16 protein-coding genes are annotated in these 18,572 nt (G+C 59.4%); 8 read left to right on the top strand and 8 right to left on the bottom strand.

All coding sequences use genetic code 11. The annotated features are described in order from the left end of the window. Window positions 1-12 precede the first annotated feature (12 nt). On the top strand, window positions 13-738 hold the full coding sequence (locus E1958_RS03050; RefSeq protein ID WP_133510556.1) for a DsbC family protein: 726 nt from the start codon (window positions 13-15) through the stop codon (window positions 736-738). A 276-nt stretch (window positions 739-1,014) separates the two neighbouring features. Next, the gene (locus E1958_RS03045; RefSeq protein ID WP_133510555.1) at window positions 1,015-1,572 is read left to right on the top strand and encodes a Uma2 family endonuclease; all 558 of its coding nucleotides are present in this window, start codon (window positions 1,015-1,017) and stop codon (window positions 1,570-1,572) included. Between the two features lie 291 nt (window positions 1,573-1,863). Here E1958_RS03045 and E1958_RS03040 read toward each other — a convergent pair whose 3' ends face one another. From E1958_RS03040 to E1958_RS03030, 3 genes are all read right to left on the bottom strand, one after another. Further along, the gene (locus tag E1958_RS03040) at window positions 1,864-2,202 is read right to left on the bottom strand and encodes a hypothetical protein (RefSeq protein ID WP_133510554.1); all 339 of its coding nucleotides are present in this window, start codon (window positions 2,200-2,202) and stop codon (window positions 1,864-1,866) included. 40 nt (window positions 2,203-2,242) lie between these two features. Beyond that, the gene (gene galE, locus E1958_RS03035; RefSeq protein ID WP_133510553.1) at window positions 2,243-3,253 is read right to left on the bottom strand and encodes a UDP-glucose 4-epimerase GalE; all 1,011 of its coding nucleotides are present in this window, start codon (window positions 3,251-3,253) and stop codon (window positions 2,243-2,245) included. A gap of 488 nt (window positions 3,254-3,741) precedes the next feature. Next, entirely contained in the window at window positions 3,742-4,212 is a 471-nt protein-coding gene (locus E1958_RS03030) for a protein YgfX (protein WP_133510552.1), read from the bottom strand. A gap of 663 nt (window positions 4,213-4,875) precedes the next feature. On the opposite strand from E1958_RS03030, the gene E1958_RS03025 reads away from it, so the two are divergent. Continuing rightward, window positions 4,876-5,388: a dihydrofolate reductase gene (locus E1958_RS03025; RefSeq protein ID WP_207787586.1), complete on the top strand. Its 513-nt coding sequence runs from the start codon at window positions 4,876-4,878 to the stop codon at window positions 5,386-5,388. 684 nt (window positions 5,389-6,072) lie between these two features. Here E1958_RS03025 and ribF read toward each other — a convergent pair. The 4 genes from ribF to murJ form a co-directional block, all read right to left on the bottom strand. After that, complete coding sequence (gene ribF, locus E1958_RS03020) at window positions 6,073-7,029, bottom strand: bifunctional riboflavin kinase/FAD synthetase (RefSeq protein WP_133510551.1); 957 nt, start codon at window positions 7,027-7,029, stop codon at window positions 6,073-6,075. Between the two features lie 502 nt (window positions 7,030-7,531). Then, a complete protein-coding gene (locus E1958_RS03015) occupies window positions 7,532-7,786 on the bottom strand; it encodes a hypothetical protein (protein ID WP_133510550.1) in 255 nt (84 codons plus the stop codon). A gap of 15 nt (window positions 7,787-7,801) precedes the next feature. Further along, window positions 7,802-8,926 (bottom strand): hypothetical protein, encoded by a 1,125-nt coding sequence (locus E1958_RS20075; protein WP_208108564.1) that lies wholly within the window; start codon window positions 8,924-8,926, stop codon window positions 7,802-7,804. A 704-nt stretch (window positions 8,927-9,630) separates the two neighbouring features. After that, window positions 9,631-11,163 carry a murein biosynthesis integral membrane protein MurJ gene (gene murJ / locus E1958_RS03000; protein ID WP_133510547.1) on the bottom strand — a complete coding sequence of 511 codons (1,533 nt, stop codon included), beginning with the start codon at window positions 11,161-11,163 and terminating at the stop codon, window positions 9,631-9,633. A gap of 242 nt (window positions 11,164-11,405) precedes the next feature. Between murJ and E1958_RS02995 the strand changes: the two genes are divergently transcribed. The 3 genes from E1958_RS02995 (at window position 11,406) to icd (ending at window position 15,054) form a co-directional block, all read left to right on the top strand. Then, the gene (locus tag E1958_RS02995) at window positions 11,406-12,929 is read left to right on the top strand and encodes a TIR domain-containing protein (RefSeq protein ID WP_133510546.1); all 1,524 of its coding nucleotides are present in this window, start codon (window positions 11,406-11,408) and stop codon (window positions 12,927-12,929) included. Between the two features lies 1 nt (window position 12,930). Beyond that, window positions 12,931-13,587, top strand: coding sequence for a DUF3226 domain-containing protein (locus E1958_RS02990; protein ID WP_133510545.1), 657 nt, complete (start codon window positions 12,931-12,933; stop codon window positions 13,585-13,587). 204 nt (window positions 13,588-13,791) lie between these two features. Beyond that, the gene (gene icd, locus E1958_RS02985) at window positions 13,792-15,054 is read left to right on the top strand and encodes an NADP-dependent isocitrate dehydrogenase (RefSeq protein ID WP_133510544.1); all 1,263 of its coding nucleotides are present in this window, start codon (window positions 13,792-13,794) and stop codon (window positions 15,052-15,054) included. Between the two features lie 55 nt (window positions 15,055-15,109). On the opposite strand, the gene cspD is transcribed toward icd, so the two are convergent. Next, window positions 15,110-15,316: a cold shock domain-containing protein CspD gene (cspD, locus tag E1958_RS02980; protein ID WP_089727210.1), complete on the bottom strand. Its 207-nt coding sequence runs from the start codon at window positions 15,314-15,316 to the stop codon at window positions 15,110-15,112. 158 nt (window positions 15,317-15,474) lie between these two features. On the opposite strand from cspD, the gene clpS reads away from it, so the two are divergent. Together clpS and clpA are read left to right on the top strand one after the other, a co-directional pair. Next, the gene (gene clpS, locus E1958_RS02975; RefSeq protein ID WP_089727211.1) at window positions 15,475-15,798 is read left to right on the top strand and encodes an ATP-dependent Clp protease adapter ClpS; all 324 of its coding nucleotides are present in this window, start codon (window positions 15,475-15,477) and stop codon (window positions 15,796-15,798) included. A gap of 119 nt (window positions 15,799-15,917) precedes the next feature. Further along, window positions 15,918-18,206: an ATP-dependent Clp protease ATP-binding subunit ClpA gene (clpA, locus tag E1958_RS02970; RefSeq protein WP_133510543.1), complete on the top strand. Its 2,289-nt coding sequence runs from the start codon at window positions 15,918-15,920 to the stop codon at window positions 18,204-18,206. Window positions 18,207-18,572 lie beyond the last annotated feature (366 nt).

Here is an 18,572-nt window from a genome sequence, read left to right as displayed (position 1 = left end):
GGGACTTGAACTATGTGGAATCATCGAATCGCTTTCTTCGCCGGTGTGATCTTGACCCTGGCGGCCTCGCCCTTACTCGCCGATGCCGATGCCAAGATCAAGGCGCGGCTCGGAAAGGTGCTGTCACCCGGGTATGAGATCGGCGGTATCAAGGAGACACCGATCAAGGGACTCTTCGAGGTCGTCGTGGGTGCGGATGTGATCTATGTGAGCGGCGACGGCAAGTACATGGTAGACGGACGTTTGATCGACTTGGCGAGTCAGAAGGACTTGACCGAGCCGCGCCGAGCTATGATCCGTAAGCAGGCCGTCGATCAGGTCGGCGAGGACCGGATGGTGATCTTCGCCCCCGATGAATACGAGCATACGATAACCGTGTTCACCGACATCGATTGCGGCTATTGCCGCAAGCTCCACCGCGAGATTGCGGACTATGGTGCCGAAGGCATCCGGGTCCGTTACCTCTTCTTTCCGCGGGCGGGCGTCGATAGCGATTCCTTCAAGAAATCGGTCTCGGTCTGGTGTGCGGACGATCGCCGCCAGGCCATGACCGACGCCAAAGCGGGCAAGCCCGTGGAAACCAAAAGCTGCGAGAATCCGGTCCAGGATCACCTGGAGCTGGGTAAGCAGCTCGGGGTCTCCGGGACGCCGGCCATCCTGCTCGAGAGCGGCGACCTGGTGCCGGGATATGTTCCGGCCAAGCGTCTGGCAGCCATGCTGAATGCAAAGGAAGGTTAGAGGCTGTCTAAAAAAGGACCGTAGGCCGTAGGCTGGGTTGCGGCCAGGGACGGCCAAAACCCAGCAATAACCTTGCCACACGGCACAATCTGCGCATTTCACTCCCTCTCCCGCCGGGAGAGAGGGCCGGGGAGAGGGGATCAAATAAAAAAACGGGGCCTGGTTAATGAACCGCTCTCGGCTAACCATTTAAAAATTTACCACTACCGGGGGAAGATTTCCTCCCGGCAAGCATTGCACTGGCCGGCAGCAATCGGAGCCGTCGTAGGGGCACAAATGATCGAGATGCTCGAACGTCCGGCCGTAAGGCGTCGGGTCCTGCCCTTTTCGGTCGAGCGCTATCACAGGCTGCGGGACTCAGGGGTCGTGCCCGTCAGGACGGAGCTGCTGAATGGGGTAATCGTCGAGAAGATGACGAAATCTCCCCGGCACACCCTCCTTGCCCATCGCCTGCTCGACCGCCTTGCGGTTGACCTGCCGCCGGGCTATCAATTGCGAAAAGAAGACCCGCTGACCCTCGCGACCTCGGAGCCCGAGCCCGACCTCGCAATCGTGCTTGGGGATATGGAGACCTACCGCGACCGCCATCCGACAAGGGCCGAGCTGACCGTGGAGATCGCAGTGAGCAATGTCGAAGTGGATCGGGCAAAGGCGGACCTCTACGCGGGAGCCGGCGTATCCGTCTACTGGCTGGTAATCGCTAACGCGGGTGCCGTAGAGGTCTATACCCAACCCCGAGCAGACGGCTATCGAAGCATGGAAACGAAGCGATCCGGGCAGGCCCTGGAAACCTGGTATGGAACCCGCATCCCGCTCGCTACCTTGTTTGCCTGAGCCTATCAGTCTTGTCCGATCTGGATCTGTTCAGCGTTATTTGGTGTTGCCCGCGAAGGCGTCGTGTTGCGTTACGCCGCGTTTGACACCCAAGCCTTCCGAGGCGTTTCCCCGCGCGGCTAACGCAACCTACGCGCAACGCGAGGTCTGCGTGTACAGGCTGCGCGGGGGTAATGTGGGTGTAAGGTTGCGTTAAGACGCTGGCACCGGCGTTACAGGAGATCAGCGAGCCTTGGTGCGTCGAACGCAACACGTCCGTCTCCCAAACAACGCCAAACAATTCAGAATTGCTCAGGACCCATCCTCCAGCGCAATCACACACCCTTGCGCCAACCGGTAGATAGCGGTCTTGCCGGGTTCGAGCCGCACCCGCGCCGAGCAGTTGTAGACGCCGAGCTCATACCCGAACCTGTGATCCCCTGGGGGCAGCTCGAAGCGACGCGCTTCTTCGGGTTGCAGCTGGAAGACCGGATGCCCGTCGATGATGAACAGCATCGGGAACAGGCTGTCACGCGGTGACGGTTCCCGGTAGACGGTAACCTGTGCCGGCGGTCCCTTGGACGCGGTGTCCCTAGGCGTGGCGCACCCGGCCAGAATCAAAAGCAGGAGTATGCCCGCAATTGGCTTCATCAGGTGTAATCCCTGGAGAACCAGACACATCGCCCGTGAATTATTCGTAGCCGTCGGGGTTTTGGGACTGCCAGCGCCAGGTATCCCGTACCATCTCCTCGATTCCCAAGTCCGCGGTCCAGTCCAGCTCCGCGCTCGCCAACCCGGGATCGGCATAGCAGATGGCGATATCCCCGGGGCGACGCCCGACGATATCGAAAGGTACCGAGCGGCCGCTGGCTCGCTCGAAGGCACGCACCATCTCCAACACACTGTAGCCGCGGCCGGTCCCCAGATTGTAGGGGACAATGCCTGGGTTCGCAGATAGCCTCTCCAGGGCCTTGAGATGGCCTTTGGCCAGATCCGTTACATGGATATAGTCCCGAACGCCGGTGCCGTCCGAGGTGTCGTAATCGTCCCCGAACACCCGCAATCGGGATCGCTTACCGACCGCTACCTGGGCGATGAACGGCATCAGGTTGTTGGGAACGCCGTTGGGGTCCTCACCGATGCGCCCGCTGCGGTGGGCGCCCACCGGGTTGAAATAGCGCAGCAATGCGATGTTCCAGGTATCGTCCGACCGATACAGGTCGTGCAGGATCTCTTCGATAAAAAGCTTGGAACGACCGTAGGGGTTGGTCGGGCAAGTAGGGAAATCCTCCCGAATCGGCACCGAGGCGGGATCGCCGTAGACGGTAGCCGACGAGCTGAACACGAGCTTTCTGATCCCGACCTTGGCCATGGCCTTACACAGGGCCAAGGTACCGCCAACATTGTTCTCATAGTATTCCAATGGGATCTGCACGGATTCACCGACCGCCTTGCGTCCGGCAAAGTGGACGACGGCATCGAACCCCCGATCCCGGAACAGGGCATCGAGGGTCATGCGGTCACGCAGGTCGGCACGCACGAAGTCGGGCTCGCGGCCCGTGATCTCGGATACCCGACGCAAGGCTGCTTGCTTGCTGTTGCTGAGGTTGTCGATGACCGTTACCTGGTAACCGGCCGCCAACAGCTCCACACAGGTATGGCTCCCGATGTAACCCGCCCCGCCGGTCACCAAGATATGCATGTGTCCTCCTACCACGGAAAAACTCAATGGCTCTTTATGGATTCCGGGCTGCTTTGGAGTGCGCCGGCAAAGCGGCGCGACCGAATCGAACCTCAACGACGGGGGATACCAACGGTGCTTGCCAAGAACCTGGGCATCGGGCTCCACACGCGCCGCGGCGACGGCGCTTTCCCCTGGCCGCAACGCCTTGCTGGGGATAGATGCGTCGCCAAATCCAAAGCGGCGGCGGGTTTGCAGTGTACATGCTGGTATCCCCGGTTACACCAGGTACCGCGGGTTTCTACCAATGCCGGGATAAAGTCGCCGCCTGCCTGGCGCCTGCCTGCAGCAGGCAGGGCAGACAGGCCGCACTCCAAAGTTTCCGCTGGACCGCTCCGGTTCGCTGCCTGCCTGTGCGTCCCTGCACGCAGACAGATGCTCATCACACTCGACGGTCGTGCCGAGGATGGAGGATAGAACAGTCTGGAATCCATAAAGAGCCAACCCAATTATGCTGAGGCATCGGTGCCTGATTTATCCAGAGTTCCCCACAGCCGGAGACGCACCCGCAAACGCCGCAGCAAATCGGAGTCCAAGGTGTCGGGCAAGAGCACCATCGCGCAGGAGCGCCAACGTCCGCAGCGCAGATTCAGCACCAAGAGTCCGGGCGTCACAAAGGTGGACGGCAACAGCCGAGCCTCGACCTGCTTACCGGATACCAGGGTCAGGGTCCAGGTTCCGTCCGGCTCCCAAATCGCCTCCCGCCCTGCCCAGGGAACCAAGAACAGGACCTGCGTCCCTATCGTATTGACCAGGCTCGTGAACACCAGGATAGCGAGCCCGCTGCGCCAATACCAATCCAAGGGAAGCGCGACGACGACGGACAAGGCCGCACCGTGGGTTACCAGCAGGAATACCGCCAGAACACGGGAAGGCCGGGGCCTGATCCTAAGCGGTGGCAGTTCCCGATTTTCGCTCATAGCCGGTCGATCCCATAGGCCAAACGCCGGCCCGTAAAACCCATTTTTCCGCTGTTATCGCAGAATCCGGGGCATCATAGAGATCCGTGGTGCCCAATGATATATGTTCACATACGGAGCGAAACGATCCTGAATGATTTGGCATTGTCTGGAGGGAAAAGATCCCTCCTGCGTCGGGACAGGGTTTGACGTGTTGCGTTCGACGCACAAAGGCTCACTGATCTCCTGTGGTGTCAGTGCCGGCGTCTTAACGCAACCTACACCCATATTACTCCCCGCGCGGCCTGCCCGCGCGGACCTCGCGTTGGGTGTAGGTTGGGTTAGGCGCGCTGTCCGATCCCGAAGCACAGCGACAGGGTCGAACGCGCCGTAACCCAACACGTCAGATCCCACAACCAACGCCAAATAACCCAGGATTGCGCCCGGACGGGCACGGCGTCGAACGCGGCGTATTTCTCGTTCCCACGCGCTGCGTGGGAACGAGAGAACTTTAATCCGCAGATTACGCAGATTTTCACAGATGGAAACGAAATAATCTGCGTAATCTGTGGATAAAAAAGGGTTTTGTCGGGAACTCAGACCTAGGTTTCTGATGTAGGCAAAGCCCACTTGCCTGGCGGCGGACAGACGCAGAGGGCGCGGAGTTTTCGATCAGGCGTTAACATGGCCGTCATGGTTGCTCACCGACCGCTGGTCTCCATCGTCGCCGCAATGTCCGAGAATCGGGTCATCGGCTGCCGTAACCGCCTGCCCTGGCACCTCCCCGCCGATCTCGCCCACTTCAAGGGTCTGACCCTGAACAAACCCATCGTCATGGGGCGACGGACCTGGGAATCCCTACCCGGACCGCTTCCGCAACGCACCCACATCGTGGTCACCCGCGACCCTTCCTACCGGGCCCAGGGTTGCATCCTGGCAGGCTCGCCGACGGAGGCCATCGCCGCCACGGGGCCTGCCCCGGAGCTGATGGTGGTTGGCGGGGCCGGTATCTACCGGGATATGCTCCCCCTGGCCCGGCGCATGTATCTGACCCTGGTGGCCGCGACATTAGAAGGGGATGCCTTCTTCCCGGATTGGGACCGGGCCTGCTGGCGCGAGATTACCCGCAAGGAGCGGCGGCGCGATGAGCGCAACCGCTACGACCTGGCCTTTGTGACCTTGGAAAGGTCCCCGTAGGATGTAGATGCATCTATTGGTTTCCTGCTCAATCGTTGTAATAGTTTCCGCCCACGTGACTGGACAGCGGGGCTACCGTTTCTCATTTGGTTTTTTATGATTTCGATCACTTCATTCAATAGGGAGCAATTTCTATCTGCGAAAATGGCTAATGATTCCATTGCAGATACCTTTACAATTTTACTTTTATGCAGCAAGCACTTCTTCAATGCTCCTATTATCTCATTTTCTTCATTCTCGGTATATTCAAGACGCGGAGCAAGTCGTTACCTACCCGGCGTAAGCGGTCCGGGACGCGGTCGATCAGCTTCAGAGACTGTCTAGGAACTCCCTTGCCGTAGATGGCTTATGGCATTGCGCTACCCGTTAGGGTTTTATCACTACCCGGTTGCGGTGTTGGATTGATGCGCTATTCTTCGTGTCTTTGTGGCTTGGTGTGAGAAAGACGAACATCACGCAAAGCCACAAAGGGACACTAAGAGACTGCCTTTTTAGACAGTCTCTCAGCCGGCAGGGGTCGATTGCGATGGCAATGCCGGCCATCAGGTCTCTCTCTTGAATTTTCGGTCCGCGCATGAACACGAAATAGACGCATCATCGATTAGCGTCCATTTGCGTTCATTTGTGGACTCCATATCGCAGTCGGATCTTCCGCAGGCACGGTGTTGATAGGCACAGCCCACCCTACGGGCTATATGCAAAAGCGGTTGTCGGCGCGCCGAGCAACGCCCGTGCTGTCACGGTATCCCGACCGATCTGTGCCTGGAGCTCCTCGCAGGACCCGAACTTCTTTTCATCCCGCAGCTTGCGTCGAAACTCGACTTCGAGATGCCGGCCGTAGAGGTTGCCCGTAAAGTCGAACAGATGGACCTCGAGCAGATACCGGGCGCTCCCGTCCACCGTCGGTCGGGTCCCCAGATTCGCTACCCCCGGCCAGGGTCGGTCCGCAATGCCTCCAACCATCACCGCATAGACGCCGCGGAGGGGACTTACCCGTCGGTGCAGGTTCAGGTTCGCGGTCGGAAAACCAATATCCCGCCCGCGCTTGTCGCCCTGTACTACACGCCCGCAGATGCGGTAGGTCCGGCCCAGCAGGCGCCGGGCAAACTCGAAGTCCCCCCGCGCCAAGGCCTCGCGGATGCGGGTGCTGCTCACCCGCTCGTCGCCGTGGGTTATGGTGTGCAGGTCCTCGACGCTAAAGCCGTGCTCCCGGCCCATCTCCCGGAGTAGCCGGAAGTCCCCCGCCCGGCCATGACCAAAGCGGAAATCGTCGCCGACCAGCAGATACCGGGCACCTAGTCCGTCCACCAGCAATTCCTGCACGAACTCCCGCGCCTCCATCCGGGCCAGCTTGGGACCGAATCTGAGCAACATCGCCTGCTCGACACCACAGTCCGCCAGGGCGGTGAGCTTCTCACGCAACCGGGTAAGACGCGCCGGCGCCGCGTCCGGCGCGAAGTATTCCATGGCCTGGGGCTCGAAGGTAATCACCATGGCCGGCAGTCGCAGCGCCCGCCCCTGTGCCAGCAGGCGCCCGAACACCGCCTTGTGCCCTAGATGCACCCCGTCGAAGTTGCCGATGGTGACGACCGTACCGCGCGGCCGAGGTACCAGGTTGTGCAATCCGCGAATGACCTTCATGGGAGAGAGCGCACCGTAAAAAAATACGCGCCGGAGGCATCCCTTCTCCGCCATTCCCCGCCGGGGTCGCTGGAACGGGATATGGATGAGGGCTCGGCCGCAGGAGATTCAATTATAAGCAGCCGTCGGTTGTCTTTCCTAACCAGGCCAGGAAACCAGGGGGCATTCACAATTGAGCTAACTCATCATGAAAATCAAGCCCAATCGGCGGGATGCGCTGCGCTTTCCCGCCCTACGTGGGCTTCGCCCCCTCTCCCACCGAGGGTGTCGCAAAAACGGTGGCGTCAGCTGCCAGTCTGTGAAGTTTAAACCACAGAGGACACCGAGAACGCAGAGAATTGGCCCGTGCCTTTCTCTGTGTTCTCGGTGTCCTCTGTGGTTCGAAACGACTTTTGTGACACCCTCCCACGGGGAGAAACCGATTTTTTCCTAGAGGAAAATTTGGCTCAAACTCGGATCGTGCCGATAGCCATGTCACCCGCGGGTTGTAACCGCGGCGCGGTTATCCGTAAAAATCCCTCAGTGTCTGGGCCTGCCGCGCCGGCAGGTACTCTAACCAGCCGGGCCGATGGTGCACCAGGATTGAACCTAGGGCCAACAGCAAGGCGGCGATAACCGCAAGCCTGCGCAGGCGCCACAGTGTATGCATGGTCGGCAAAGACCAGGGCCTTTCTTCACTGTAATCTAACCTGGCCTTATAGGAGGCAACCGCGTTGCCCGCCAGCAAGAGCATAATGAGGCCGGTTATGGCAATCATCAGACTTGCCCAATGCTAGGGTTCGAGCCTTGACCAGTCCAGGATAAACAGATACTCCAACCAGAATGATACGGCGGGCCAATCAGGAAGGCTCGATAAAGGCTTGGCACCGAGCAAGCAGACGAGGGATACGCCGAACCAGAGGATACCCAGACCAATCAGCACCAGTTGTGCCGGGTTGGTCCAGGGCCAGCATAGATCACGTTGTCTCCGCTCGCTACGGTCATCGGTCGGCAAGGGACGCAGTAAAAATGCCAAGGGCCAATAAAACCAACAGGTGGATTTGATGTTCAGGCGGTAAAGAAAGACCGGTATGAACCAGATCGGTATGACAAGGAAAAACAAGAGCTTCCTTACTTTATCTCTTCTCTTGAATTCATTAATCACACCGTTCAGAGTAAATTTTTCATGGTGTTTCCCGATACCCGGCACCAGCTCCGCGGGAGTTGCGGTATCGATGATGAAGTTGTTTTCCAGCCAATTTTCGGGTAGGGATCGGATGCCATCGAACAAGAGAAAGCGCAGGGTTGCCGCCAGTCGGATCATGACGGTCCTTACCGCGAACCCAACTCCAGCCCCAACCCTAGCCTCAACCACCCCAGCCACAGCCACAGCCACAGCCTGAGCCATAGCCATAGCCCCAACCGCAGCCACAGCCCCAGCCCCAGCCCCAGCCCCAGCCACAAAGCCCAGCGAGGTGCCGATCATTCCTAAGGATGCGGCGGATAGAAACAGCTCCAGGCCGGTTTGGTCTGCAGGCCAGGCATGCGCCAGCTGGCTGGAGACCCACCAACTGACGGCGAAGCCGAGCACGGCCACAACGCCGATCAATACGCCTTTCCTGGCACGGGACCAGTTTTCATCGTCTTCAAAACCGAACCAATCCCGCTGGAACCAATCGACACCGGCAGCGATGGATCTCTTTGAGCGGAGTAACAAGAGTGGCGCCACCAACAGGCTGGTAACCAGATGGAGATGGGTATCGAAAACAATCGCAATACCCCAGTAGAGGGCAAGGGCAAAGACCGTCTCGGCAATCGCCAAGACCGAGGGCTGTCTTGCCTCACGGGATTCCGGCGTAGACCACCAGACAAAGCATTGCTGTTTCTCGGTCATGGGTGTTCGAGCTTCAAGGGTCATTGGGAGCTCGCGTAGGGCGGAAAAGCGCAGCGCATCCCGCCAGAAGCCTCCGCGGCGCGGAGCGATCAGGTTCCCACGCGGCGCGTGGGAACCAGAGAACCAACCGCTGTCATCCCGAGCGTAGCGAGGGATCTTTAGCGATAAGACAACCCCTAAAGTTACAAGATTTCTCGCTTCGCTCGAAATGACAACCAGAAAAATTACATGAAGTGTGATACTAGTCCGTGAAGTTTAAACCACAGAGAACACAGAGAACGCAGAGAAAGGTACAGGCCAATTCTCTGTGTCCTCTGTGGTTCGAAACGATTTTTGCGACACCCTCTCACGGGAGAAACCGATTTTTTCCTAGAGGAAAATTCGGCTCAAACTCGGATAGCCGGATTGATGGGCAGGCTTCGCTTCGAGCATCCTGCAAGGGACCGTGGTCTGGAAACCGCCGCAAAATGACCGAAGCCCCGGACCATCCTGCTGGGCGCTCGCTTTGCCCATCCTACCTGGCTGGTACAACTGCGTACAAAATCCGGAAACAACATTAAGAACCACGTAAGAACCAAGAATCGACACGAAAATTCGTGTGGATTCGTGTTCATTCGTGGTTCGAAATGACTTTTGCAACATCCTCCCTCCGGGAGAGGGCGGGGGTGAGGGGGAAATTCAAAAGCTCGGATTGTGCCGTGTGGCAGTATACTTGGCTGGTGCGGCCGCTAAGGCGCCGAGAAATGCCTGATGCGGACGCCGAAGGCCAGCAGTGACAGCGCATAGGCCACGCCACCGGCCAGGATCCAGATCAGGAGTTTCAGGACCCGCTCCCAGGTCCCCATGGCGAGCCACGGGGCCATTTCCCCACTACCCCACCAGACCACGAGACCCATGACCATGCCGGCACCCAGGCCACGTACCAGGAGTGCATGCCAGCCACCTCCGGGTCGATAAATACCCTCGCGCAGCAGGCCACGTAGCAGAAGGCCGGCATTGGCAACGGCGGAGAGCGTGGTCGCAAGCGCCAGGCCCGTGTGGCCCAGGGGGAACATCAGCAGCAGGCTGAAGGCGACGTTGACGACCATCGCGATCACGGCGATCCGGACCGGGGTCTTCATATCCTGGCGCGCATAAAAACCCGGCGCCAGGACCTTGATGCCCATAAAGGCGACCAATCCCAACGCATAGGCCATGAGCGCCTGCGCGGCCATGTTCACGTCCTCGCCGGTGAACTCACCGGAGTGGAACAAGGCCGCCATCATGGGACCGGCCAACACCAGCAGCCCCATCGCGGCGGGCACCCCCAGCAGCAGCACCCAGCGCAGGGCCCAATCCAGGGTGCGGGAGAAGGCCTCGGGTGACTGCTCGGCGTGTTTCTGGGACAGCTTGGGCAGGATGACGGTCCCCAAGGCCACGCCCAGGATGCCTAAGGGAAACTCCATGAGCCGATCGCCGTAGTAGAGCCAGGTGATACTCCCGGTAACCAGGAAGGAGGCCAGCAGGGTGTTCAACAGCAAGCCGATCTGGGTCACCGAGACCCCGAACAGGGCCGGGACCATGAGCTTGATGACGCGCCGCACCCCGGCGTCCTGAAAGTTGACCCGGGGTCGCGGCAGCATCCCGATCCGCCACAAAAACGGGAGCTGGAAGGCAAGCTGTGCGACGCCTGCGATAAAGACCCCCCAAGCCAGCGCGAAGATGGGCCGCTCCATTTCCGGGGCCAGCAGGAGGGCGCACAGGATCAGGGCGATATTGAGCAGGACCGGCGTGAAAGCGGGTACGCCGAACCGCTCGTAGGTGTTGAGAATACCGCCGGCAAACGCCGTCAGGGAGATGAACATCAAATAGGGGAAGGTCAGGCGCAACATCTCCGTGGCCATCGCCTGTTTGCTGACCTCGCCTGAGAAACCGGGGGCGAAAATCAGGATCAGCACCGGGGCCCCGAGCACGCCCAAAAAGGTCACGCCCAGCAGCACCGCCCCGAAGCTGCCGGCCATATCGTCCACAAAACCTTTGAGCTCCAGGGTGCCGTGCTTGGTCTTGTAGGCATTGAGCACGGGTACGAAGGCCATGGAGAAGGCCCCTTCGGCGAACAGCCGGCGCATGAAGTTAGGGATCTTGAAGGCGACGAAGAAGGCGTCGGTTCCGGCGTCGGCACCGAACACCCGGGCCACCACCAGGTCGCGCACGAACCCCATAATGCGGGACAGAAAGGTATTACCACCGACCTTGGCGATAGATTCAGCGAGGGAAGCCAATGTTCCGCTCCGACAAAAGATAAAATTATACCCGTCGCCTAATCTTAAGCGCGGGCGATTGCAAGGAATATATCGTGCTGACGAAGTGCAGCGAAGAAGGATCGTAGGCGTAGCCCACCGGGTAGCGCGGCATTGGTGGGCACAGCCTACCCTACGAGCTACCGCTGCGGGAATCCTGGTTTCGATCTCCCATCTCAGCAGGCATAATTCGGGGTTGGAAAATATCACCCAGGACTACCTTTATGCCCAGCTTCCATGTCTTTCTGTCCCACAACAACAAGGACAGATCCGCCATCCGGGCACTCAAGCGGGCCCTGGCCGAACGGGGGCTCAAGTGTTGGCTCGACGAGGAGCAACTGCGCCCCGGATCGCCCTGGCAGGATCTGCTAGCGCAGGGCATCAAGGACAGCGGCAGTGTGGCGGTCTGTGTCGCCGCCGATGGCCTAGGTCCCTGGGAAGACGAAGAGATGCAGTCCGCGCTGCACCTTGCCGTCAAGGACTGCCATCCGATCATCCCGGTCTTGCTGCCGGGGGCCCCGGCCGCGCCCGAGCTGCCCCTATTCCTAGGCAACTGTACCTGGGTCGATCTGCGCGAGGGACTCAATCCGGAGGGTATCGCCACGCTTATCTGGGGCATCATGGCTCCCAGAATAGTCAATCTCACCATCGGAGGCTTTCGGAGCTTCCGTGAGCTGAAGCTCGAGGGTTTGGGGCGAGTCAACCTGATCACCGGCCGCAATAATACAGGGAAATCCTCGCTATTAGAGGCAGTGCGTATCCTAGCGTCGGATTTCCCTCCGGCGACGATTCAGGACATTTTGATTAAGCGCGAGGAGAATGTCTTCGATACGGATGAACCGAGCAAGCAGGGCTATCCCGAAGTTGCTTTACGGATTTTGACCTTGTTCCATGGCTTTCCGGAATTATCCGAGACTTGGAAACCCATCGTGATGGCGGCCAGCGGCAGTCAGCAGCCGATGAAATTGACCTTGACGCTGAGCTGGTTCTCTGAGGAACGCACCGAAAACGGAACCAGGAAATATGTACCGCGCCAGGTGGGACTTTTTGATGAGGAAGATAATATTCCAGCACTGGTATTCGACACCGGCGATGCTGAGCGCGTCCTTCCATTGGGAAACCTACGCAGGGGCTTTTATAGCCCACGCCCTCCGAGACCGGAATACGGGCGCCTCAGATCGACTCCTTGCATCTATGTCAGTCCATACGGCGGCGAGAGCACGGAGCAACTCGGCGTGCTCTGGGACAGGATCGCGCTATCCGATTTGGAAGGCCAAGTCGTGGAGGCACTGCATATCATCGATCCATCGATATCCGCCGTGTCGATGGTAGGAGGCGATAGACCGAGGCGTTCACGTACCGCAATCGTGCGTTCCGGTAAGATCCAGCGCCCCGTGCCGCTGTGGTCATTCGGTGACGGGCTGAATCGGCTCTTCGGCATCGCCCTCTCCCTCGTCAACGCTAAAAATGGCCTGCTGCTGATCGACGAATTCGAGAACGGCATGCACTACAGTGTGCAGCTCGATACCTGGCGCATGATCTTCAGGCTTGCGGCGGCACTCGGCGTACAGGTCTTCGCCACCTCCCACAGCTGGGATGCGATTGAGGCCTTTCAAAAGGCGGCAGCGGAGACAGCAGAAGAAGGCGTGCTGGTACGACTCGCCCGCAAGGGCGAGGACATCATGCCCACGGTCTTCCGTGAAGATGAGTTGAGGATAGCAACGCGCGACGGCATCGAGGTGCGTTGAGATGGCGGGCAAGAAGATCCTGCTGGTCGAAGGCGAGGACGACAAGCATGTGCTCAAGCACCTGTGTGATAGTCGAAAGCTTGGCTGGATCGATGAGATCAAATCCCATGGGGGTGTCGAAGGGCTGCTCGAAAGTTTCCCCTTGCGCCTGAAGGCGAGCGAGGAAGACGACATCGTCGGCGTAGTCATCGATGCCGATACCGATTTGGCCGCCCGTTGGCAATCGCTGCGAGATCGCCTCATCGACCTCGGATATCCCGGTGTCAGAGAAAATCCGGACCCGCAGGGAACCGTCTTGAATCCACCGGCAGACAAGCTCTTGCCGCGCGTCGGCATCTGGATCATGCCCGACAACCGGACAACCGGGATTCTGGAAAACTTTTTGTTGTTTCTGGTGCCGCCGGACAGTCGGCTCTATGCCCATGTCCAAGCCAGCGTAGATTCGATCCCCGAGGGGGAACAACGTTTCAAATCGCTCGCTAAGCCGAAAGCTGAAATCCACACTTGGTTGGCGTGGCAGAAGGAACCCGGTAAACCGCTCGGAACCGCCATCACCGCCAAGTTCCTCGATCCGAACCTTCCCCAAGCAGAGATTCTCATAGCCTGGTTGCGAAAGCTCTACAAGCGAACCACATCCGTCAGGCAGCCAGGTGGATAGGGATACGTCATGCCCGAAATCGGGATCGAAATCGGGATTGCGATCTCGATTCCGATTCCGATTTTGACCCACCTGGCTCTCCAACAGTTGGTCGAGCGTAGGATATCAGGTTGAATGTCAACAGCCCCTAATGCCCCCAGCATACGCAAGCCGGGGGTAGGATGTTAGACTCATGGGCCTTGCGGCAACAGCAAAGAATCCAAAATGACATACGAAAAATTACGGACCCCCTCCACAGGCGAGCAGATTACCGTCGGCGCGGACAATTCACTGCAGGTACCGGACAATCCCATCATCCCGTACCTCGAGGGTGACGGTATCGGAATCGACATCACACCGGTCATGAAGAAGGTAGTGGATGCCGCGGTGGAGAGGGCCTATGAGGGCCGAAAGCGGATCCAATGGATGGAGATCTATGCCGGCGAGAAGGCTACCCGCATCTATGGCGAGGATGTCTGGCTGCCGCAAGATACCCTGAACGCCGTACGCGAGTTCGTGGTGTCCATCAAGGGGCCGCTGACGACGCCGGTAGGCGGGGGCATCCGCTCCTTAAACGTTACCTTGCGCCAGGAGCTGGATCTCTATGTGTGCCTGCGTCCGGTGCGCTATTTTCGGGGTACGCCCAGTCCGCTCCGGGAGCCGGAGCATACGGACATGGTCATCTTCCGCGAGAACTCCGAAGATATCTATGCGGGTGTGGAGTGGCAGGCCGGCAGCGAGTCGGCGCGGAAGGTCATCGACTTTCTGCAGCGCGAGATGGGCGTAACCAAGATCCGCTTTCCCCGGACCTCCGGTATCGGTGTCAAGCCGGTCTCCTCGGAGGGGACATCGCGGCTGGTGCGCAAGGCGATCCGGTACGCGATCGACAATGGCCGTGACTCCGTGACCCTGGTGCACAAGGGCAATATCATGAAATTCACGGAGGGGGCCTTCAAATCCTGGGGCTACGAACTGGCCAAAGCAGAGTTCGGTGCCGCGGAGATCGGTGCCGGTCCCTGGTGCCGCCTGACCAATCCCAAGACCGGCGGCGAGATCGTCGTCAAGGACGTGATCGCCGATGCCTTCCTACAGCAGATTCTGTTGCGCCCCAAGGAATACGATGTGATCGCTACCCTGAATCTGAACGGCGACTACATCTCCGATGCGCTGGCCGCTCAGGTGGGGGGCATCGGCTTGGCGCCGGGTGCCAACCTGTCCGATACCGTGGCCATGTTTGAGGCTACCCATGGAACCGCACCGAGGTATGCCGGCAAGGACCAAGTGAATCCGAGCTCGATCATCCTGTCCGCCGAGATGATGCTGCGCCATCTGGGATGGACCGAGGCAGCGGATCTCATCATCAAGGGGGTCGAGGGGGCCATTATGGCCAAGACGGTAACCTATGATCTGGAACGACTCATGGCAGGGGCGACCAAGGTGAGTTCATCCGGATTCGGAGACGCGGTCATCGCCAAGATGTCCGGTTGAGCCGCGGAGATCTATATTCCTTATCGTGGTTTCGCTTTTTATCGCAGAGGCAGGGTCAGGTCAGCCGGTTTACGTGGGCCGCATGTAAGCCCTTAGGTCCCTGACTGATCTCAAACTCCACCTTTTGCCCTTCCTTGAGGGTCTTGTAACCGTCCATGTCGATGGCCGAGAAGTGGACGAAGACATCTTCGTCTTGTCCGTCGGGCTTGACGAATCCGTATCCTTTTGCATTATTGAACCATTTCACACTACCGGTCATCATCGGTTGCCTTCCCCCGGGGTTTTGCCGAGACTTTCCCCGGCAACTAAGCGTTGAATTGTTATCTGGCGCGGTTACCTGGGATAGCCTAGGCCGCACCTTATTTTCAAAGTATAGTAATCTGATTTCATTGGTCAAATTTTCACTGGAATCGAAGCATCATGAGTGGGCAAGATCCCAATGAAGAATATGAATCCGATCTCTCAGTACAGGAAGCCGAGCCTGAGCTGAAACGGCCGCCCTTGTATAAGGTGCTGCTTCTCAATGACGACTACACGCCGATGGAGTTCGTCGTCATGGTGCTCGAGACCTTTTTCCGCATGGACCGGGAACAGGCCACGCGGATCATGCTGCATGTACACACGCAAGGGGTTGGCCTATGTGGTGTTTACACCCGGGATATCGCGGAGACTAAGGTGTCGCAGGTCAATGATTATTCCCGTAGCCATCAACATCCGCTGATGTGCACGATGGAAGAAGCCTAGCCCACCTATCTCACCGATCTGCACATCTTTAGGAAATTGCCGCCCTGGTGAGCTATGCGGGCTAGATTGCCCCGCTCGGTTCCGGTTTCCTCCAAGGGCCCTGAAAAATCGATGCAATCATGATTAGTAAAGAGCTCAGGTTTTCGTTGCATCAGGCCTTCGAGCAGGCCCGCAAGCAACACCATGAGTACATGACCGTCGAGCACCTGTTATTGTCCCTGCTGGACAATCCCTCCGCGGCCATCGTGCTGAGGGCCTGCGGCGCCGAGCCCGACCGATTGCGCCGGGAGATCTCCGCGTTCATCGAGGAGACCACGCCGCTGATCTCCGGTGAGGACGGGCGCGAGACCCGGCCTACCCTGGGCTTCCAGCGGGTCTTGCAGCGGGCCCTCTATCACGTCCAGGCGGCGGGCAAGCAGGAGGTGACGGGTGCCAATGTGCTGGTAGCCCTATTCAGCGAGCAGGACTCTCAGGCCGTGTACCTGCTCAATCGGCAGGACATCACGCGTCTGGATGTGATCAACTTCATCTCGCACGGGATCTCGAAGGTGCTGGGAGAGGGTTGGGATGAAGAAGGCCAGGGCGAGTCGGACCCGGTCCGTAGGGAGGAGCGAGAGAGCGCCAGCCCCCTGGAGAGCTTTTCCTGCAACCTTAACGAGTTGGCGCGCCAAGGGCGGATCGATCCTCTGATCGGCCGTCGGTCCGAGGTCGAGCGGACGATCCAAATCCTGTGCCGCAGGCACAAGAACAACCCATTGCTGGTCGGGGAGGCCGGCGTCGGCAAGACGGCGATCGCCGAGGGGTTGGCTAAGAAGATCGTGGACGACGACGTGCCGCAAGTGCTGGCGGAGGCCACCATCTATCGGTTGGACTTGGGCGCCCTGGTAGCCGGAACCAAGTATCGGGGGGATTTCGAGAAACGGCTGAAGCTGGTCCTGGCCCAGCTGCGGCAGCTACCGCACGCCGTGCTCTTCATCGATGAGATCCACACCGTCATCGGCGCGGGAATGGCCTCGGGCGGCGTGCTGGATGCCTCCAATCTCATCAAGCCGGTGCTTACTTCCGGTGAGCTGCGCTGCATCGGCTCCACGACCTATGAGGAGTTCCGCGGCATCTTCGAGAAGGACCGGGCCCTGGCGCGGCGCTTTCAGAAGATCGATATCAACGAGCCGAGTGTGGACGAAACGGTCGCGATCCTCAAAGGACTCAAGACCCGTTTCGAGGAACACCACCAGGTCAGCTACACCCGGCCGGCGTTGCGGGCTGCCGTCGAGCTCTCGGCAAAGTACATCAACGACCGCCATCTGCCGGACAAGGCCATCGACGTGATCGACGAGGCCGGTGCCAATATGCAGCTGCGGCCCAAGGCCAAACGCAAGCAGCGGATCCAAGTCGTCGACGTGGAGGCTATCGTCTCCAAGATTGCGCGCATACCCCCCAAGCAGGTCTCCCTGTCTGACACGGACGCCCTCAAAAACCTGGATCGAGACCTCAAGCTGGTGGTCTTCGGTCAGGATCAGGCCATCGAGGTGCTGACATCCGCCATCCGCATGAGCCGTTCCGGTCTCGGACCCGAAGGAAGACCCATCGGGTCCTTCCTGTTCACCGGGCCGACGGGGGTGGGTAAGACCGAGGTGACGCGCCAGCTCGCGCGCATCCTCGGTATGGCCCTGATACGGTTCGATATGTCGGAGTACATGGAGCGCCACACGGTCTCGCGCCTCATCGGTGCGCCCCCGGGCTACGTGGGCTTCGACCAGGGTGGCCTATTGACGGAGGAGATCAACAAGCACCCCCACGCGGTCTTGCTGCTCGACGAGATCGAGAAGGCCCACCCGGACGTATTCAATCTGTTGTTACAGGTTATGGACCACGGCACCTTGACGGACAACAACGGCCGCAAGGCCGACTTTCGCAACCTCGTCCTGGTGATGACCACCAACGCCGGTGCCGAGGAGACCAGCCGGCGCTCCATCGGCTTTACCGAGCAGGACCATTCCAGCGATGGGTTGGAGGCCCTGAAGCGCTTTTTTACGCCAGAGTTCCGCAATCGGCTCGACGCCGTGGTCCAATTCGCCGCCCTGGAGGTGGCCACCGTGACCGGCATCGTCGACAAGTTTATTTTCGAGCTGGAGCAGCAGCTCGCCGAGAAAAAGGTGGCTTTGAGCCTGGATGCCGCCGCCCGGGACTGGCTGGCCGACAAGGGCTACGACCTGCATATGGGCGCCCGACCCATGGCGCGGGTTATCCAGAACCACATCAAAAAGCCGTTGGCCAACGAGATCCTGTTCGGGTCACTGACCAACGGGGGGGCGGTACGGGTCTATGTCAAGGATGGGGACTTGGCCTTCGAATATGGAGATCGGGTGAATATGGAGATCGGGCATCCCTTTGAGCCGCCCCTGTAGGAGCACTCCTTGCGGATATCCCAGTAGTCGCCCGAGGTCCGCGCGTGTAGACCGCGTGGGGGATCATGTGGGTGTATAGGTTGCGTTTCGACGCCCAACGGCTCATTGATCGACGGCCAGGCCGGCACCCGCGTCTCAACGCAACCTACACCCGGATTACCCCCGCGCTGCCGGCCCGCGCGGCCTCGCGTTAAGTGTGTAGGTTGGGTTAGGCGCGCTGTTGATCCCGAAGCCCAGTGACAGGGCTGAACGCGCCGTAACCCAACACGCCGCATCCCGCAGTCAACGCCAAATAACCCAGGACTGCACTCGAACAGGCACCGTGCCGAACGCGGCGTAACGCAACCCGACGCTCGGATCCGTTTT

This window comes from Candidatus Thiosymbion oneisti (assembly GCF_004359955.1).
GTDB classification, from domain to species: domain Bacteria; phylum Pseudomonadota; class Gammaproteobacteria; order Chromatiales; family Chromatiaceae; genus Thiosymbion; species Thiosymbion oneisti.
This window is presented reverse-complemented; position numbering and strand designations above follow the sequence as displayed.

Coding starts and splice junctions, on each gene's coding strand:
- E1958_RS03050 (WP_133510556.1), top strand. CDS start 13: ATGTGGAATCATCGAATCGCTTTCTTCGCCGGTGTGATCTTGACCCTG.
- E1958_RS03045 (WP_133510555.1), top strand. CDS start 1,015: ATGATCGAGATGCTCGAACGTCCGGCCGTAAGGCGTCGGGTCCTGCCC.
- E1958_RS03040 (WP_133510554.1), bottom strand. CDS start 2,202: ATGAAGCCAATTGCGGGCATACTCCTGCTTTTGATTCTGGCCGGGTGC.
- galE (WP_133510553.1), bottom strand. CDS start 3,253: ATGCATATCTTGGTGACCGGCGGGGCGGGTTACATCGGGAGCCATACC.
- E1958_RS03030 (WP_133510552.1), bottom strand. CDS start 4,212: ATGAGCGAAAATCGGGAACTGCCACCGCTTAGGATCAGGCCCCGGCCT.
- E1958_RS03025 (WP_207787586.1), top strand. CDS start 4,876: ATGGCCGTCATGGTTGCTCACCGACCGCTGGTCTCCATCGTCGCCGCA.
- ribF (WP_133510551.1), bottom strand. CDS start 7,029: ATGAAGGTCATTCGCGGATTGCACAACCTGGTACCTCGGCCGCGCGGT.
- E1958_RS03015 (WP_133510550.1), bottom strand. CDS start 7,786: ATGATTGCCATAACCGGCCTCATTATGCTCTTGCTGGCGGGCAACGCG.
- E1958_RS20075 (WP_208108564.1), bottom strand. CDS start 8,926: ATGACCCTTGAAGCTCGAACACCCATGACCGAGAAACAGCAATGCTTT.
- E1958_RS02995 (WP_133510546.1), top strand. CDS start 11,406: ATGCCCAGCTTCCATGTCTTTCTGTCCCACAACAACAAGGACAGATCC.
- E1958_RS02990 (WP_133510545.1), top strand. CDS start 12,931: ATGGCGGGCAAGAAGATCCTGCTGGTCGAAGGCGAGGACGACAAGCAT.
- icd (WP_133510544.1), top strand. CDS start 13,792: ATGACATACGAAAAATTACGGACCCCCTCCACAGGCGAGCAGATTACC.
- cspD (WP_089727210.1), bottom strand. CDS start 15,316: ATGATGACCGGTAGTGTGAAATGGTTCAATAATGCAAAAGGATACGGA.
- clpS (WP_089727211.1), top strand. CDS start 15,475: ATGAGTGGGCAAGATCCCAATGAAGAATATGAATCCGATCTCTCAGTA.
- clpA (WP_133510543.1), top strand. CDS start 15,918: ATGATTAGTAAAGAGCTCAGGTTTTCGTTGCATCAGGCCTTCGAGCAG.